General features: G+C 61.0%; 18 protein-coding genes. All 18 read left to right on the forward strand.

Going from position 1 to position 17,697, the window contains the following annotated elements; translation table 11 throughout:
* The 18 genes from fliF (at window position 1) to KUV52_RS08865 (ending at window position 17,679) form a co-directional block, all read left to right on the forward strand.
* Window positions 1-1,752, forward strand: coding sequence for a flagellar basal-body MS-ring/collar protein FliF (gene fliF, locus KUV52_RS08780; RefSeq protein ID WP_409996474.1), 1,752 nt, complete (start codon window positions 1-3; stop codon window positions 1,750-1,752).
* Complete coding sequence (gene fliG, locus KUV52_RS08785; protein WP_222525568.1) at window positions 1,745-2,794, forward strand: flagellar motor switch protein FliG; 1,050 nt, start codon at window positions 1,745-1,747, stop codon at window positions 2,792-2,794. The genes fliF and fliG overlap by 8 nt, the downstream gene beginning before the upstream one ends.
* Before the next feature lie 3 nt (window positions 2,795-2,797).
* Window positions 2,798-3,706, forward strand: a complete 909-nt coding sequence (locus KUV52_RS08790) for a flagellar assembly protein FliH (RefSeq protein WP_222525569.1) — start codon at window positions 2,798-2,800, stop codon at window positions 3,704-3,706.
* The gene (gene fliI / locus KUV52_RS08795; RefSeq protein WP_222525570.1) at window positions 3,690-5,030 is read left to right on the forward strand and encodes a flagellar protein export ATPase FliI; all 1,341 of its coding nucleotides are present in this window, start codon (window positions 3,690-3,692) and stop codon (window positions 5,028-5,030) included. Before KUV52_RS08790 ends, fliI begins: the two co-directional genes overlap by 17 nt.
* 10 nt (window positions 5,031-5,040) lie before the next feature.
* A complete protein-coding gene (gene fliJ / locus KUV52_RS08800; RefSeq protein WP_222525571.1) occupies window positions 5,041-5,484 on the forward strand; it encodes a flagellar export protein FliJ in 444 nt (147 codons plus the stop codon).
* An 85-nt stretch (window positions 5,485-5,569) separates the two neighbouring features.
* On the forward strand, window positions 5,570-7,063 hold the full coding sequence (locus tag KUV52_RS08805) for a flagellar hook-length control protein FliK (RefSeq protein ID WP_222525572.1): 1,494 nt from the start codon (window positions 5,570-5,572) through the stop codon (window positions 7,061-7,063).
* A gap of 60 nt (window positions 7,064-7,123) precedes the next feature.
* Entirely contained in the window at window positions 7,124-7,645 is a 522-nt protein-coding gene (fliL, locus tag KUV52_RS08810; RefSeq protein WP_222525573.1) for a flagellar basal body-associated protein FliL, read from the forward strand.
* A gap of 9 nt (window positions 7,646-7,654) precedes the next feature.
* Window positions 7,655-8,728, forward strand: a complete 1,074-nt coding sequence (gene fliM, locus KUV52_RS08815) for a flagellar motor switch protein FliM (protein ID WP_222525574.1) — start codon at window positions 7,655-7,657, stop codon at window positions 8,726-8,728.
* Complete coding sequence (gene fliN / locus KUV52_RS08820; RefSeq protein WP_222525575.1) at window positions 8,725-9,114, forward strand: flagellar motor switch protein FliN; 390 nt, start codon at window positions 8,725-8,727, stop codon at window positions 9,112-9,114. The genes fliM and fliN overlap by 4 nt, the downstream gene beginning before the upstream one ends.
* A complete protein-coding gene (fliO, locus tag KUV52_RS08825; protein ID WP_222525576.1) occupies window positions 9,111-9,518 on the forward strand; it encodes a flagellar biosynthetic protein FliO in 408 nt (135 codons plus the stop codon). Before fliN ends, fliO begins: the two co-directional genes overlap by 4 nt.
* Window position 9,519: 1 nt before the next feature.
* Window positions 9,520-10,275 carry a flagellar type III secretion system pore protein FliP gene (fliP, locus tag KUV52_RS08830; RefSeq protein ID WP_222525577.1) on the forward strand — a complete coding sequence of 252 codons (756 nt, stop codon included), beginning with the start codon at window positions 9,520-9,522 and terminating at the stop codon, window positions 10,273-10,275.
* On the forward strand, window positions 10,272-10,541 hold the full coding sequence (gene fliQ, locus KUV52_RS08835) for a flagellar biosynthesis protein FliQ (protein ID WP_222206196.1): 270 nt from the start codon (window positions 10,272-10,274) through the stop codon (window positions 10,539-10,541). Before fliP ends, fliQ begins: the two co-directional genes overlap by 4 nt.
* A 9-nt stretch (window positions 10,542-10,550) precedes the next feature.
* Window positions 10,551-11,336: a flagellar biosynthetic protein FliR gene (gene fliR / locus KUV52_RS08840; RefSeq protein WP_222525578.1), complete on the forward strand. Its 786-nt coding sequence runs from the start codon at window positions 10,551-10,553 to the stop codon at window positions 11,334-11,336.
* Window positions 11,336-12,481, forward strand: coding sequence for a flagellar biosynthesis protein FlhB (gene flhB / locus KUV52_RS08845; protein ID WP_222525579.1), 1,146 nt, complete (start codon window positions 11,336-11,338; stop codon window positions 12,479-12,481). Before fliR ends, flhB begins: the two co-directional genes overlap by 1 nt.
* Window positions 12,482-12,549: 68 nt before the next feature.
* Complete coding sequence (gene flhA, locus KUV52_RS08850) at window positions 12,550-14,649, forward strand: flagellar biosynthesis protein FlhA (protein WP_222525580.1); 2,100 nt, start codon at window positions 12,550-12,552, stop codon at window positions 14,647-14,649.
* Between the two features lie 22 nt (window positions 14,650-14,671).
* Entirely contained in the window at window positions 14,672-16,090 is a 1,419-nt protein-coding gene (gene flhF, locus KUV52_RS08855) for a flagellar biosynthesis protein FlhF (RefSeq protein ID WP_222525581.1), read from the forward strand.
* Window positions 16,083-16,973, forward strand: a complete 891-nt coding sequence (locus KUV52_RS08860; RefSeq protein WP_315900165.1) for a MinD/ParA family protein — start codon at window positions 16,083-16,085, stop codon at window positions 16,971-16,973. The genes flhF and KUV52_RS08860 overlap by 8 nt, the downstream gene beginning before the upstream one ends.
* On the forward strand, window positions 16,966-17,679 hold the full coding sequence (locus KUV52_RS08865) for an RNA polymerase sigma factor FliA (RefSeq protein ID WP_222525583.1): 714 nt from the start codon (window positions 16,966-16,968) through the stop codon (window positions 17,677-17,679). Before KUV52_RS08860 ends, KUV52_RS08865 begins: the two co-directional genes overlap by 8 nt.
* The last annotated feature ends 18 nt before the right edge of the window (window positions 17,680-17,697 follow it).

The raw sequence follows: 17,697 nt of genomic DNA on the forward strand, positions 1-17,697 counted from the left end.
GTGGCTGAGGCGAATACGTCAACCGAATTGATGATCAATGACAGCGGCAACACCATGCCGGCCGCTGTCACCGGCGGTGGCAATGCAGGTGCCGGTGCGGAAATTGAGGAGAATAAGGTCAGTCCCCTCTCTTCACTTGGCAATACCGACGTCCTTCGTCAAATCAGCCTTATCCTGGCGCTGGCGATCAGCCTTGCCATTGCGGTGTTCCTGATGATCTGGGCCCAGGAGCCGGCCTATCGGCCGCTGGGTCAGATGGAGACTCAGGAGTTAATCGATACCCTGGATTTCCTGGATCAGCAGAAACTGCCCTACAAGCTTGAGGGCAACACCCTTTCTGTTCCCGAAGACCGCTTTTCCGATATCCGTCTGATGCTCACCCGTAACGGTCTGGGCCCGGCTCGTCAGCAGCAGGATTTCCTCAATCAGGACAGTGGGTTTGGTGTCAGCCAGCGGATGGAGCAGGCGCGTCTAAAACACAGCCAGGAACAGACCCTGGCCTCCGCCGTTGAGGAGTTGCGCAGTGTCCAGCGCGCCCGTGTGATTCTGGCGTTGCCGCAGCAAAACGTGTTTGCCCGCCAACAGCGTGAGCCCTCGGCCACCGTGGTAGTGACCCTGAACCGGGGCAGTGAACTGCGCCAGTCTGAGGTGGACGCCATAGTCGACATCGTGGCCTCCGCCGTACATGGGCTGAAGCCTGCCCGCGTGACCGTGACCGACCAGCATGGCCGCCTGCTCAACTCCGGTAGCCAGGATGGCATCTCCGCCCAGGGGCGCCGGGAGTTGGAGCTGCGGGTTCAGCAGGAGCAACTCTACCGCGAGAAGATCGACAGCATACTGATTCCGGTGCTGGGGCTGGGCAAATACAGCGCCCAGGTGGACGTCACCATGGATTTCTCAGCGGTGGAGGAGACCTCCCGCCGCTACAACCCGGACCTGCCTGCGGTGCGCAGCGAGATGCTGATAGAGGATAACCAGAACGGCTCCGGCCCGGTTGGGATCCCCGGCGCTCTGACCAATCAGCCCCCCATCGCGTCCGACATTCCGCAGGAAGTGGGAGGGCAGGGGCAGGATGAACGACTGGCCCAGGGCCGCAACCGCAGTGAAGTGACCCGTAACTATGAGCTCGATTCCACCATCAGCCACACCCGGCAACAGGTGGGCACCGTGCGTCGGGTTACTCTCTCCGTTGCGGTGGACTACAAGTCTGTGCCCGGTGCTGATGGCGTCGACACCATGCAGCCGCTGGCTGACAACGAACTGGCGAACATCCGTCGACTGCTGATGGGCAGTGTCGGCTTCAATGCGGCCCGTGGCGACGTGCTGGAAGTGGTTTCCGTTCCCTTTGCGGAAGACCTGGCGCTGGCCCCGATTAATGTACCGATCTATGAGCAGGCCTGGTTCTGGCGTGCCGTGAAATACGCCTTGGGCGCACTGGGACTGTTCGTACTGCTGATGGTCGTGGTGCGACCGATGATCAAACGCCTGATCAATCCGCAGCAGGCGAAGGAAGAGGAGGCGGGCGCTAACGGTTTGGGTGCGCTGGCCGAACTGGAAGACCAGTACGCGGCGGAGACCCTTGGCTTGTTGAGCCAGTCGGATGGCGATTACTCCTACGCCGAAGATGGGTCGATTCTGTTGCCCGATCTTCATAAGGACGATGACATGTTGCGGGCCATTCGTGCCCTGGTGGCCAATGAGCCAGACCTGTCCACCCAAGTGATCAAGAGTTGGTTGAACGAAGATGGCTGAGCAAGCGCTTTCTAAAACGCCGGCAGCGGGCAACAGTTTTGATGTGGCCAAGCTGAACGGCATCGAAAAAACCGCCATTTTGCTGCTCTCCCTGAGTGAGTCAGATGCCGCCCAGATCCTGAAAAATCTGGAGCCTAAGCAGGTCCAGAAAGTGGGCATGGCGATGGCGGGGATGCGCGATTTCAGTCAGGAAAAAGTGACGGCCGTGCATCGGCTGTTTCTGGAGCAGATCAAGCAGTTCTCCTCCATCGGTCTGAACAGTGAAGACTTCGTCCGTAAGGCCCTAACCCACGCTTTGGGTGAGGATAAGGCGGGCAACCTGATTGAACAGATTGTCATGGGGCACGGTGCCAAAGGGCTCGATTCACTCAAGTGGATGGATGCCCGTCAGGTGGCCAACATCATCCGCAACGAGCACCCCCAGATCCAGACCATCGTGCTCTCCTATCTGGAGCCGGATCAGGCTGCCCAGATCCTCAGTCAGTTTACCGAGCGAGTGCGTCTCGACCTGATGCTGCGAATTGCCAACCTGGAAGAGGTGCAACCGGCGGCGCTGCAGGAACTGAACGACATCATGGAGAAGCAGTTCGCCGGTCAGTCCGGTGCCCAGGCGGCCAAGATGGGCGGCCTGAAGGCGGCGGCCAACATCATGAACTACATGGATACCGGCGTCGAAAGCATGCTGATGGAGTCGATCCGCGAAACCGACGAAGAGTTGGGCCAGCAGATCCAGGACCTGATGTTCGTGTTCGAAAACCTCTCCGATGTGGACGACCGCGGCATCCAGACCATCCTCCGCGAAGTACAGCAGGACGTGCTTATCCGCGCTCTCAAGGGCGCCGACGACACCCTGCGAGAGAAGATTCTGGGCAACATGTCCAAGCGCCAGGCGGAACTGGTGCGGGACGATCTGGAAGCGATGGGTCCGATCCGTCTGTCCGAAGTGGAAGCGGCGCAGAAGGAGATCCTGGCCATCGCCCGCAAACTGGCCGACGCTGGCGAGGTGATGCTCGGTGGCGGTGGCGGCGAAGAGTTCTTGTAATCGATGAGCGACACCCTCAACCCCCGCATTCTGCGAGCCGGCCTGGTGGAAACCCGGGACTGGGCGCTGCCGGATATGGCGGACCCTGATGCTCAACCCGCTGAGAGTGCGCTGCATCGTACCCTCTCTGCCCCGGTAGAGGTGGAAGAGGAGGAGGCACTGCCGCCCCCTCCGACGCTGGAAGAGATTGAGTCGATCCGTGAGGACGCCTACCAGGACGGTTTTGCCGAAGGCAAAGCGGCGGGTGAGGCCAAGGGCCTGGAGGAGGGGCGCCTCAAAGGGGCGGAGCAGGGCCATACTGAGGGTTATCAGCAGGGACTGGAGCAGGGCCTCGAAGCGGGTCGTGCCGAAATTGATGCCCGTGCCGCCCAGTGGGACCAACTGCTGGGTGAACTGATTTCCCCGCTGGAAGCGGTGGATGAACAGGTGGAGCGCGAGCTGGTAACCCTGGCGATGAGGCTGGCTCAGGCGGTGGTTCAGGTGGAGCTGAAAACCTCGCCGGAGGCGGTTCTGGAAGCCCTGCGTCTGGGCATTAATGCGCTGCCCTCTCAACGTCAGAGCGTCGCCATTCAGGCGAGCGAAGGGGATAAAACGCTGATCGCCAACACCTTTGGTGAAGAGGCGTTGGCCCAGCGCCAGTGGCAACTGGTGCTTGAGCCCACCCTGAACCCCGGTTCTCTGGTGCTGAACACCGAGCGCAGCGAAGTGCCGATGCTGGGGGATGACCGCCTGCGTAAGGTGCTGGAAACCTTCGCTCAACGCCCTCGTGATCCGGTTGAAGAACCCCCTTATCCCAACCCCGCGTCCGCCCGTGCCGAAGCGGCAGCTGAGCCCGCTGCTGAGGAAAGTGACGCGGCCACAACGCCCTCTGAGCCCAGCCCCGAAGAGCCCTCCCATGACCCTGCGCAGTGAGCGTTTGCGTCGGCGGGTCCAGGCCTGGCACAACAATGTCCAGAGCCTGGCGCCGGTCGCCTCCGGCCAACTGTTGCGGGTGGTGGGATTGACCCTTGAAGCGGTCGGTTGCCGTGCACCCGTCGGCTCCCTGTGCCAAATCGAAACCCTCAGTGGTCAACTGACCGCCGAGGTGGTCGGCTTTGACGACCAGGTGCTCTACCTGATGCCGGTGGAGGAACTCAAAGGGGTGCTTCCCGGCGCCCGGGTGACACCGATGGGGCAACGTCAGGGGTTGCCTGTCGGCCCGGAACTGCTGGGTCGGGTGCTGGATGGCAATGGCGAGCCGCTGGACGGCATGGGGCCCATTGCCACCCGGGATCGCGCCCCCCATCACGCCACCCTGCTCAACCCCATGGCTCGCCGTCCCATCCATCAACCCATCGACGTTGGCGTCAGAACCATCAACGCCATGCTCACGGTGGGGCAGGGGCAGCGGATGGGCCTGTTTGCGGGCTCGGGCGTGGGCAAATCCGTACTGTTGGGGATGATGACCCGGGGCACCAATGCGGATGTGATCGTGGTGGGCCTGGTGGGTGAGCGTGGCCGGGAGGTCAAAGAGTTCATTGAGGAGATCCTCGGGCCGGAAGGGCGGGCCCGCGCCGTGGTGGTGGCCGCACCGGCGGACACCAGCCCCCTGATGCGCTTGCGCGCCTGCGAAACCGCCACCCGAATTGCCGAGCACTTCCGCGATCAGGGCCACAACGTCCTGCTGCTGATGGACTCCCTGACCCGTTACGCTCAGGCGCAGCGTGAGATCGCCCTGGCCATTGGCGAGCCGCCGGCCACCAAGGGTTACCCGCCGTCGGTATTTGCCCGTCTGCCCCAACTGGTGGAGCGGGCAGGTAACGGTGGGCCAGGCCAGGGCAGCATTACCGCCTTCTATACGGTGCTGACCGAAGGGGATGATCAGCAGGACCCCATCGCCGATGCGGCCCGCGCCATTCTGGATGGCCACATCGTACTCTCCCGCGCTTTGGCGGAGAGCGGGCACTATCCTGCCATCGACATTGAGGCGTCCATCAGCCGGGTGATGCCGATGGTGACCGAACCGCTGCACCTTGAAGCGGCGCAGTTGATCAAACAGCTGTGGTCGGCCTTCCGGCAAAACCAGGACCTGATCGCCATCGGTGCCTACAGTGCCGGCTCCGATCCCCAGGTAGATAAGGCGATCGCCATGCAGCCCGCGTTCAACTCTTTCCTCCGTCAGGCGATGAAGTCTCCGGTGGATTACGAGCAGAGTCTGACCCAACTGGCCCGTCTGGCGGCCCAGTGCCGGGGTTGAGTAGCGCCTCATGAGCGATCCGAAACAGCTGGCCCAAGTGCTGGCGATGGCCGATAAAGCGCTGGAGAAGGCGGCGCTGGATCTTCGCAGTGCCAACTCCGCCGTCCAGGCCCTTAAGCAACAGCTGACTCAGCTGCAAAACTACCGTTGGGACTATGTCAAACAGGCCCAGCAGCAGGCGGGCACCACGCTGCACGCCTCCCACTACCAGCAGTACCACCACTTTATCGCCAAACTGGATGCGGCGATCACTCAGCATATGGCGCGCCTGCGTCAGGCGGAAGCCGCGGCGGAGCAGCGTCAGGGTTTATGGCAACAGGCGCACCAGAGGCAACAGGCGATCGCCCTGTTGATCAACAAGGCGGATGCCCGGGCGCGGACGCTGGCGGAGAAACGAGGCCAGCGGGAGCTGGATGAGTTTGCCCTGCAACAGTTTGTCCGTCGCCAGCGCTAAAGCCTCGTCAACTCAGCGACCTTTGTAATGGCCTGGTTATTGCATTAAACCTGGCCATTCATCGACAGTGTCAGGATCCCACAGCATGTCCAATCTGATCGCGCCGCCGATCTCTGCCGTCCCAGCCACGGGCGGTGCGCTTAATCAGCGTGCCGAAGAGGGAGAGCAAGCAGAAAGCTCCCTTTTTGCCTCTTTGGTGGCGGACGCAGAGCAGACGCAGTCTGGCAGCGATGACAGCGCCGATAAGATCCCCTCTGAAAAGGAGCGCGCCTCTCTGGTTGAGCAGGTGAAGGCGTTACCGGGCGAGCAGGCAATATCAGGTGAGGACACTGGCGCCGACTCTGGCAGCGAATTGTCCGAGGCCGGGGAGAAGCGGCAAGCTGTTGCCACCCCGACAGGGCTGGGTGGCAGTGAAGTGCTGCTGGAGGAGACCCCGGACGCGTTGATGCCGTCTTCCCGGGTTGAGGGTGACGTGCTGGAGAGTACCGTTGATAGCGATGAGTTGCTGTCGCAGTTGGCAGCACTGGACAAAGCCAAGCGTCAAATGGATGGCGCTGAACCCGCTATTGAACCCACTGTAGAACCGGTCGGTAAGCTGGCTGCGGAGTCACTGACCGCATCGGCACCGCTGGACACGATGACCAAGGATGATGCTGCATTAAAGCCGGATGGTCTGGAATCAGGCCAAGCGGCGACGGAAGCGAAACCGGGCTCGGCTGATGGGGTGCCGTCCGTTGTTGCCGCAGCTGGCAAGACTCTGGATGCTGTGGCGCAGCCAACAGGACACAGGGCGGAGCCAATGGCCGCTTCTTTGGGGCAATCGAACCTCAACTCAGGCATCCCGGTTGGCAATCTCGGTAGCGAACTGTCCGCAGACTCCGGAGTGGAGAGCAAGCTGGTAGGTGCTGAAGGCGTCAGCCTCAGCAGTGCGACCTCCCCCTCTAGCGCGGGTGGTGGCCTGACGGCAAGTGGCCAGTCAGCAGCGATTGCAATGGCCGCACAAGGGGCCATGAACACGCCTGAGGGGACGGCGGCCAGCGCGGACACCGGATCGGATCTCTCGCTGGATCTGGGTGATGGCCCGGACGGCGACCATCACCGCATTCTGAACACGGAATCCGCACAGCGGCAGAGCACTCGCGCCCCGGTGGGAGCCGAATCTGCCCTGATGCGACAACCGGTGGCGGCGGAGCGCCTCGCCCCGGAGCTGCGCGAGCGGCTTGCAGTGATGATCAACAGTGAGCGGCTCACTGCGGAACTGCGCCTGGACCCGCCGGAACTGGGGGCGCTTCAGGTGCGGATCCAGATGAACGGTGACCAGGCTCAGGTACAGATACAGACTCAGAACGCTCAGGCCCGCGACCTGCTTGAACAGGCACTGCCGCGGCTGAGGGAGATGTTGCAGGGGCAGGGGATTCAATTGGCGGACGCCAATGTCTCTCAGCAGCAGTCCGGAGGACAATCAGAATCCCGGGGTGGTTCGGCTGGGACTGGTGGAGAATCGGCCTCTCAGGAGGAGTTGGTTGCCCACCAGATAAGCAACCGGAATGCAGAAGGCGGCATTGATTTCTACGCCTGAGATCCCCTGTGCTAACCTAGCCGCCGATTTGACAGTAACACGCGTATTTTTGGGCAGAAAATGGCAGACGACACACTACAAGTGGATGTAGGAACCGCGCCGGGCAAACGCCGGCTTCAGTGGATGATTGCGATTGGCGCAGGCGTACTGTTGCTGATTGCCGCCGTATTCGGCGTGGTGTCGATGCTGGGTGGCAGCGATGAGGTCAGCGACCCGACTCAAGCTCTGTCCAGCAATCAGATTAAGCCCGGCCTGGCGCAGGACGGGGCGCTCTACGTTCCGATGCCCCGGCCATTCCTGTTCAATCTTCCGGGGCCGGACCGAACCCATCTGGTGCAGATTAAGGTGCAGCTTCAGGTACGTGGCACCGATGCGCAGAGCGCGGCCCGCAAGCACATTCCCCTGATTGAAGACACCCTTCTGACCACCTTCAGTGCGTCAGATGCGGCCCAGATCCGGCGCAAAGAGGGCAAGGATGAGTTGCGTACTCAGGCCCTGCTCAATGTTCAGAATGCACTGCAATCCATTACCGGTAAGCCCCAGGTTGAGCGGGTGCTCTTTACCGGTTTCGTGATGCAATAGGGAGAAGCGATGAGCGATCTGCTGAGTCAGGACGAGATCGATGCGCTGCTTCATGGTGTCGATGAGGTTGAGGAGGATGACCTTCTCGACGACCGCGAAGGCGCCACCATCTATGACTTTACCTCCCAGGATCGGATTGTCCGTGGTCGGATGCCGACCCTGGAGCTGGTTAACGAGCGTTTTGCCCGCCACCTGCGGATCAGCTTGTTCAACATGATGCGCCGCAACGCCGAGGTGTCGATCAACGGCGTTCAGATGGTCAAGTTTGGCGAGTACGTTCATACCCTGTTTGTCCCCACCAGCCTGAATATGGTGCGCTTCCGTCCGCTGAAAGGCACGGGCCTTATCACCATGGAAGCCCGTCTGGTGTTTATCCTGGTGGACAACTTCTTCGGAGGGGATGGGCGGTTCCAGGCCAAGATTGAGGGCCGGGAGTTTACCCCCACCGAGCGACGCATTATCCAATTGCTGCTTAAGACGGTGTTCGAGGATTACAAAGAGTCCTGGGCACCGGTAATGGATGTCGAGTTCGAGTACCTGGATTCCGAAGTGAACCCGGCGATGGCTAACATCGTCAGCCCCACCGAAGTGGTGGTGGTCTCCTCCTTCCATATTGAGCTGGATGGGGGCGGCGGTGACTTCCACATCACCTTGCCCTACTCAATGATTGAGCCTATCCGTGAGCTGCTCGACGCCGGTGTTCAAAGTGATAAACAGGACACCGACATGCGCTGGGCCAAAGCGCTTCAGGACGAGATCATGGACGTGCCGGTGGACCTCTCCACCATGCTGCTGGAACAGGAGCTGACCCTGCGCGACATCATGGAGATGAAGGCGGGGGACATCATCCCGGTTGAGATGCCGGAGCATATGCTGGTGCGCATTGAAGACCTGCCCACGTTCCGGGGCAAATTGGGGCGCAAGGGCGATAACGTGGCGGTGCGGATTGAAGAGCGCATCCCCAGACCCAAGTCCTACAAGAACGAATTGCAATTGATCAACCGACATGGCGCCGTGGCGCTGGAGCCCTCGATCACCATCGATGGGCTGGAAGATAACTCCGTACAAGAAGGTGAACGATGACCGACGATCACGACCCGAATGACCAGGATCTGCTGGCGGACGACTGGGCGGCGGCTCTGGAAGAGCAGGCCGAAACCGTCGAATTCGAGCAGTTTGATGCTCCGGTGGGTAAGGATGCGGATCAACAGCGCAAACTGGACGCCATTCTCGACATTCCGGTGACCATCTCCATGGAGGTGGGACGCAGTCAGATCAGCATCCGTAACCTGCTGCAACTCAACCAGGGCTCCGTGGTGGAGCTGGATCGTGTGGCGGGCGAACCCCTTGACGTGATGGTTAACGGCACGCTGGTGGCCCACGGCGAGGTGGTGGTGGTGAACGACAAGTTTGGTATCCGTCTGACCGACGTGATCAGCCAGACCGAACGCATCAAGAAGCTGCGATGAGCGCCCGAACCTCCATTGTGGCGTCTTTGATTGCCCTGTCTCAGGTCGCCGTATCCTCTGTCGCCCAGGCGGCGGAAGCGGCTCCGGCTGGTGCCAACGACCAGATGGCGACCATGGTCGCCAGTCTGCTGGGTGTGGTGGCGCTGATCATCATTCTGGCAGTACTGGCGCGGCGCTTTAATCTGCCGAATACCGTTGGCGGCCCGCTCAAAACCGTAGCGATGATGCCGGTGGGCACCAAGGAGCGGGTGGCGGTGATCCAGGTGGGAGAGCAGCAGTATCTGGTGGGCATCACCGCTCAGAATGTCACGCTGCTCGATAAGCTGGAGCAGCCGCTGGAGACCGCTCAGGCTCCGCAGTTTGCCTCGGTACTGGCCAAGTTCAACAAGAAGCGGGAGTCCTGACGTGCGCCGCATTCTCCTGCCCCTTTTGGCCCTGGTTGCGGCACTGGCGCCCAGCCTGGCTTTGGCGGACCCCGGCATCCCGGCGATCACCCTGACCACGGGTCCGGACGGCTCTCAGCAGTACAGCGTCAGCCTGCAGATCCTCGGGCTGATGACCCTGCTCACCTTCCTGCCTGCGATGGTGATCCTGATGACCAGCTTCACCCGCATCATCGTGGTGCTGGCGATTCTGCGTCAGGCGCTCGGCCTGCAGCAAACCCCCTCCAACCAGGTGTTGCTGGGGATGGCGCTGTTTCTGTCCCTGTTTATCATGACGCCGGTGCTGGACCGGGTGTATGAGGATGCCCTGGTGCCCTATATGGGCGAGCAGATTGGGGCGCTGGAGGCGCTGGACCGGGCCAAGGCCCCGGTTAAAGACTTTATGCTCTCCCAGACCCGCATCACCGACATCAACACCTTTATCGAGATCAGCGGCCGAACTGATATCGCTTCAGTGGATGAGGTGCCGATGACGGTGCTGATCCCCGCCTTTGTCACCTCAGAACTGAAGACCGCTTTCCAGATCGGCTTTATGCTGTTTGTGCCCTTCCTGGTGATCGACCTGGTGGTGGCCTCAGTGCTGATGGCGATGGGTATGATGATGCTGTCGCCAATGATCGTTTCCCTGCCGTTTAAAATCATGCTGTTTGTGCTGGTGGATGGCTGGAACCTGGTGATGGGCACCCTGGCCACCAGCTTTGGTCTGGGGGGCCCATGACCCCCGAGGCCTTTGTCGACATCTTTCGTCACGCTCTTCAGGTGATCGTCATTATGGTCAGCGCCATCATCGTGCCTGGCCTGGTGGTGGGTCTGATTGTGGCGGTGTTCCAGGCTGCCACCTCCATTAACGAACAGACGCTCTCTTTCCTGCCTCGTCTGCTGGTCACCCTGGTCACCATGATGTTTCTGGGCCACTGGCTGGTGCGCACCCTGATGGAACTGATGTACGACATGGTGGCGCTGATCCCCCAGATGGTGGGGTAGGGCGGCGCGATGGAGTATCCGCTCCCCATCGTCTTTGACTGGCTGCGCAGTGTGCTGTGGCCGCTGTTTCGCATCAGCGCCATGATCATGGTGATGGTGACCATCGGCGGCAGCTCGGTGCCCGCCCGGGTTCGCCTGTTGCTGTCGGTGATGATCACCGCTGCGGTGGCGCCCATTCTTCCTCCCCCGCCTCAGGTCGACCTGCTCAGTGCGCAGGGGTTTCTGATCTCGGCCCAGCAGGTGGTGATCGGCATCGCCATCGGCTTTGTTTCAGTACTGGTGCTCAACACCTTTGTGCTGGCAGGCCAGATCATCGGTATGCAAACCTCCCTCGGTTTTGCCTCCATGGTGGACCCCAGCAACGGCCAGCAGGTGCCGCTGGTGGGCCAGTTCTATCTGTTGCTCAGCACACTGCTGTTTTTCGGTGTCGATGGCCACCTGCTGATGATCCGAATGTTGGTGGCCAGCTTTGAAACGCTGCCCATCGGTGAGGGCCTTTCGCCCGAGAGCCTGGACGCCATCGTCAAGTTCGGCGGGCTGATGTTTGCCAGCGCCCTGACCCTGGCTCTCTCCGCCGCCACCGCACTGCTGTTGATCAATTTCTCCTTCGGCGTGATGACCCGGGCGGCGCCCCAGCTCAACATCTTTGCCATCGGCTTCCCCATCACCATGCTCTCTGGCCTGCTGATTCTGTGGCTCACCCTTGGTGGGGTGCTGACCCACTTCTACAGCGTCTGGGACGCGGGCCAGGTGTTGATTTGCGACCTGCTGAAACTCAACTGTGAGGTGCCCTGATGGCGGAGAACGACAGCAGTCAGGATCGCACAGAGGAGGCGACACCCCGAAGGCGCCAGCAGGCCCGGGAGAAGGGTCAGGTTCCCCGCTCGAAAGAGCTGGGCACGGCCGCCGTGCTGGTGGCTGCGGCGGCAGCCATGCTGATGATGGGCGGGCAGATTGGCGAAGCGTTGCTGACAGTAGCCAAACGCCAGTTCGAACTGAGTCGGGCCGAGGTGTATGACCTGGGTGAGATCAGCCTGCTGTTTGGCCGCATTCTTTCGGAGTTGACGGTGCCGGTGCTGGGGTTTGTTCTGGTGCTGTTTGTGGCGGCGTTTCTCGGCAACATCGGTCTGGGCGGGATGAGTTTCAGCTGGCAGGCGGCAGCGCCCAAAGCCTCCAAGATGAGTCCACTCTCCGGCTTTAGGCGTATGTTTGGCCTTCAGGCGCTGGTGGAACTGGTCAAGTCCATCGCCAAGTTCGCGGTGATTGCCCTGGTGGCCTGGGCGCTGCTCAGCATCAACTTCGACGATATCCTCAAACTCTCCACCGGCAACCCGGAGGGGGCGGTGCGGGACGCCCTGGCCCTGCTGCTGAAACTGTTTGTGCTGCTCTGCGCCTCACTGCTGCTGATCGTGGTTATCGACGCCCCCTATCAACTGTGGAATCACAACAAGCAGCTGAAGATGACCAAGCAGGAGGTCAAGGACGAGTACAAGCAGACCGAGGGTAAGCCGGAGGTGAAGGGCAAGATCCGTCAGCTTCAGCGGGAGATGGCCCAGCGCCGGATGATGGCGGAGGTGCCCAAGGCGGACGTGGTGGTGGTCAACCCGACCCACTATTCCGTGGCGGTACGTTACGACAAGAGCGTCAACAATGCGCCCCTGGTTGTGGCCAAGGGAACCGACGAGATCGCATTGAAAATTAGAGAAATTGCGCGCGAGCATGAGGTACCCGTGGTATCCTCTCCAGCCTTGGCACGGGCGGTTTACTACTCCACAAAACTGGATACGCCGATCCCGGAAGGGCTCTTTACCGCCGTGGCGCAGATACTGGCTTACGTCTATCAGCTGAAGCAGTTCCAATCCGGACGAGGCCGCCGCCCGATTCCGTTACCTTCAGAGCTGCCCATCCCGGAAGACCTCCGGGCCGATCAGCAGGAATAAGCCGGACCATCTGAACTCATGGCGCAGTAATTGCAGCCCCGCTCGAGACGTCAATCAACAGTCGCAGCATGGATCTGAAAGCACTTATCCCATCCCTCTCTCAACGTCATCGTCTGCATCTGCAGGGGATCGGCACGCCGTTGCTGGTTCTTGCTGCGCTGGCGATGGTGACGTTGCCGATGCCGCCGCTGCTGCTGGACATGCTGTTCACCTTCAATATCGCGCTGGCGCTCGTGGTGCTGCTGGTGGCGATCTACACCCTGCGACCGCTGGATTTTGCCGCCTTCCCCACGGTACTGCTGGTGGCGACGCTGTTGCGACTGGCGCTCAACGTGGCGTCCACCCGGGTGGTGCTGCTTGAGGGTCACAACGGCCCCGATGCCGCCGGCAAGGTGATTGAGGCGTTCGGTTCCGTGGTGATTGGCGGCAACTACGCCGTGGGTCTGGTGGTGTTCCTTATCCTGGTGATCATCAACTTTGTGGTGGTGACCAAGGGCGCCGGACGGATTTCGGAAGTGAGCGCCCGCTTTACCCTTGATGCCATGCCCGGCAAGCAGATGGCGATCGACGCAGACCTCAATGCCGGCATTCTCAACCAGGAACAGGCCCGGGACAGACGCGCGGAAGTGGCCAAGGAAGCCGACTTTTACGGCTCCATGGACGGTGCCTCAAAGTTCGTAAAAGGGGATGCCATTGCTGGCATCCTGATTCTGTTTATCAACATTCTCGGTGGCTTCATCATCGGTATGGCACAGCATGGGCTGGGCTTCGGTGAAGCGATTGAGATCTACACCCTGCTGACCATCGGCGACGGTCTGGTCGCCCAGATCCCCGGTCTGCTGCTCTCCATCGGCGCCGCCATCATCATCACCCGTCAGAACGAATCCCAGCAGATGGGCGACGAAGTGATGCGTCAGATGTTTGACAATCCCAAGGTGCTGGTGATCTGCGCCGGTGTGCTGATCATCATGGGCCTGGTGCCCGGCATGCCGCACATGGCGTTCCTCTCCCTCGGTCTCAGCCTGGCGGGCCTGACCTGGTACCTCAAGCGCAAGCGTGAGAAAGAGCAGGAGGTCGCGGAGCTGGAGGAAGCCAAGGGCAATACCGAGCGGCTTGAGAGTGAACCGAAAGAGCTGGGCTGGGACGACGTAAATCATGTCGACATCATCGGCCTGGAGGTGGGCTACCGCCTGATCCCGCTGGTGGACAAGGCTCAAAACGGTGAGTTGCTGTCCCGCATCAAAGGGGTGCGCAAGAAGCTCTCGCAGGAGTTCGGCTTCCTTATCCCGCCGGTGCATATCCGTGACAACCTGGATCTGCCCCCCAATCACTATCGCATCAGCCTGATGGGCGTGGTGGTCGGTGAGGCGGAGATCCGCCACGACGGCGAACTTGCCATCAACCCCGGCCAGGTGTTTGGCAAGCTTGAAGGGCAGCCCACCAAGGACCCCGCCTTCGGGCTCGAAGCGGTCTGGGTCAGCTCGGAGCAGCGCGATTACGCCCAGACGCTGGGTTACACCGTCGTAGATGCCTCAACCGTTGTGGCCACCCACTTGTCGCAGTTGCTCAGCAACAATGCGGCTCAGCTGCTCGGCTATGAAGAGGTGCAACAGCTGCTGGAACTGCTGGGCAAACAGTCGCCCAAGCTGGTGGAAGGGCTGGTGCCGGATATCCTCAGCCTCGGGGTGATCGTCAAGGTGATGCAGAACCTGCTCAATGAAGGGGTGCCGATCCGCGATACCCGCACCCTGATCCAGACGCTGGTGGAGTATGGGCCCAAGAGTCAGGACCCAGACGTGCTGACGGCCGCCTGCCGCATCGCGATGAAGCGATTGATCGTTCAGGAGATTAATGGGCCTGAGCGGGAGATCCCGGTGGTGACCCTCTCCCCTGAGCTGGAACAGATATTGCATCAATCCCTGCAGGCCAGTAACGGCGAAAACAGTGGATTGGAGCCCGGATTGGCCGAGCGACTGCAGCGCTCATTGAGCGAGGCGGCGCAGAAACAGGAGATGGTGGGGGAACCGGCGGTTCTGCTGACCTCCGGCTTGCTGCGGACAACCCTGTCCCGCTTTGTGAAGCACACCATCCCGGCCCTGCGGGTGCTGTCGTACCAGGAGATCCCGGACGACAAACAGATACGAATTGTTCAATCCGTCGGCCAGTAGCCGGTAGTTAAAGGATAGAGCCTTGAAAATAAAACGGTTTTTTGCCAAGGACATGCGAGCGGCCCTGACTGAGGTCAAAGAAACCTTGGGGCCGGACGCGGTAATCATGTCCAACAAGCGGGTGACCGGGGGCGTCGAGATCGTGGCGGCAGTAGACTTCGATCAGCGTGGCAACAGCCCCAGCGCCGAAAAACCGACGCCGCAGGAGCCGGATCGCTTCACCGCTCTGGGTGAGCGAGCTCTGAACGAGGATAAGGTCAGCCTGTCCGCGGGTGCCGCACCCAAACCGGCCACCGATACGCCGATGGCGCCGGACAGTGACAGTCTGCGGGCGCTGCTGGAGCGCCAGCAGGAGCGTCGGCAGCAGAAAGAAGCCCGGGCCATGCTCTCCAAGCAGGAGCAGGCGCTGCCCAAGTGGGCTCAACGGGCGTTTGATGCGCCCAAAGCGGAAGCCTCCACCGCTCGTCCATCCACCCCGGCCCAACAACCGGTTTCCCGTAACGCCACCCAAAACAGTGACGAACTGACCGCCATGAAGGCGGAGATGGCGTCCATCCGTCAGCTGCTCCAACACCAGGTCTCCAGCCTGATGCAGCAGGATTTGGCGCGCACAGAGCCGGTACGGGCGATGCTCACTGAGCAGCTCCGCGAACTGGGTTTCCATAAGGAGATGGCTGAGCACTTCGCTCAGATGGTGCCCGCAGAAGCGGAGATCCACGATGCCATCGAGTACCTGCCGGAACTGGTAGCCCGCTCCCTGGTGTGCGGCAACGAAAGCATGCTGAACGAGGGCGGTGTGATCGCTCTGGTCGGCCCAACCGGCGTCGGCAAAACCACCACCATTGCCAAACTGGCCGCCCGATTCGTGGCGCGCTACGGCATCAACCAGGTGGCGCTGGTGACCACCGACAACTACCGCATCGGCGCTCAGGAGCAGTTGACCACCTTCGGCAAGATCATGGGGTGCCCGGTGCGCAGCGCCGCCAGTGTGGAAGAGCTGGAAAACGTCATTTACCAACTTCGCAGCCGCCGCCTGATCCTGATCGACACGGCAGGCATGGGCCAGCGAGATATGCGTCTGGTGGAGCAGCTGGATCAGCTGACCCGCTCCACCCGACTCCCGATTAAACCCTATCTGGTGCTCTCGGCAACGGCGCAGTACCGGGTATTGAAAGAGACCGTGGAGCGTTTCCGCCAGATCGATCTGGCCGGATGCATCCTGACCAAGTTGGATGAAGCCCATAACATCGGAGAGGCACTGAGCGTGCTGATCCAGAATCGACTGCCGGTGTGCTACCTGACAGATGGCCAACGGGTACCGGAGGATCTCCGTACCGCTGACCCACGCTATCTGGCCCAGCGGGCGCTGGCGGAAGAGGGGGGCGTGCAGGCCAGCCCTATGTCTACGCAACGACAGAATATGGCAGGTCTGTATGAGTAAGTGGTTTCTCCAGGATCAAGCAAGTGGGCTGAGAAAAATGGCACAAAACAAAGAAAAAATGGTCAAGGTGATTGCGGTCACCGGCGGCAAGGGGGGCGTAGGGAAAACCAACGTCTCCATCAACACCGCCACCGCCCTGGCGGCTCAGGGGCAGAAGGTGCTGGTGCTGGATGCGGATTTGGGTCTGGCTAACGTGGACGTTCTGCTCGGGCTTCGGGTCCAGCGGAACCTGTCCCACGTTCTGGCCGGTGAGTGCACCCTGGAAGAGGTGCTGGTGAAAGGCCCTCAGGGGATCTACATCGTCCCCGCCGCGTCCGGAACTCAGAATATGGTGGAGTTGAGCCCGTCTCAGCATGCCGCTCTGATCCAGTCCTTCTCTGCACTGGAAAACCAGTTTGACGTCCTGATTGTGGATACCGCAGCGGGCATCTCCGACATGGTGCTGAGCTTTGCTCGGGCCTCGCAGGAGGTGATGGTTGTGGTGTGCGATGAGCCCACCTCCATTACCGACGCCTATGCCCTGATCAAGCTGCTGTCCCGGGAGCACGGCGTGTTCCGCTTCCGCATCGTGGCCAACATGGTACGCAGCCTGCGTGAAGGGATGGAGCTGTACGCCAAGCTCTCCAAGGTGACCGACCGCTTCCTGGACGTGGCGCTGGAACTGGTGGCCACCATCCCCTACGACGAGAATGTTCGCAAAGCGGTGCGTCAGCAGAAAGTGGTTGTGGACGCCTTCCCGCGTACTCCTGCCGCCATCGCTTATCAGGGGCTGGCCAACAAGATCCAGACCTGGCCGACTCCGCAAAACCCCAGCGGTCATCTGGAGTTCTTCGTAGAGCGTCTGGTGCGTCGCAATATGTACGCCGAGGCCTCGGGTGAATAAGGCGGCGGCCTACGCCCAGTTTGATAACCGGGCGGCGCTGGTGGAGCGGCACACGCCGCTGGTGAAGCGCATTGCTCACCATCTGCTGGCGCGCCTGCCTGCCAGTGTGCAGCTGGATGACCTGCTGCAGGCTGGCATGGTGGGCTTGCTGGAAGCGGCGCGGAACTTCGATGGGAGCAAAGGCGCGAGCTTTGAAACCTTCGCGGGGATCCGCATCCGCGGCGCCATGCTGGATGAGATCCGGCGTGGCGATTGGACCCCTCGATCCGTGCATCGCAACAACCGGCGTGTGACCGAAGCGATGGAACAGCTGGAAAAGCAACTCGGACGTGACCCAACCAGCACGGAAGTCGCTGATTATCTTGAACTCTCTCTGGATGAGTATCATCATATCCTGCACGATGTCAGCGCCGGAAAATTGGTTGGTCTGGAGGACCTTGGGGTGTCGGAAGATGCCATCGGTCCTGGCGATGACAGCCCCAGCAATTTCTCCGACCTTGCCGACCAGCGTTTCCAGTCTTCTCTGGTAGAGGCGATCAAAACCTTGCCGGAAAGGGAAGCCCTGGTCCTGTCGCTTTACTACGACGAAGAATTGAATTTAAAAGAGATTGGCCAGGTACTTGGCGTCAGTGAATCTCGCGTCAGCCAGATCCACAGTCAGGCCATGGTCCGATTGAAAACCAAATTGCGAGCCTGGCGGGAGTGACCCTGCCCATCCGCGTTT

It is taken from the genome of Ferrimonas balearica (genome assembly GCF_019802055.1).
In the GTDB taxonomy this organism is placed as follows: domain Bacteria; phylum Pseudomonadota; class Gammaproteobacteria; order Enterobacterales; family Shewanellaceae; genus Ferrimonas; species Ferrimonas balearica_A.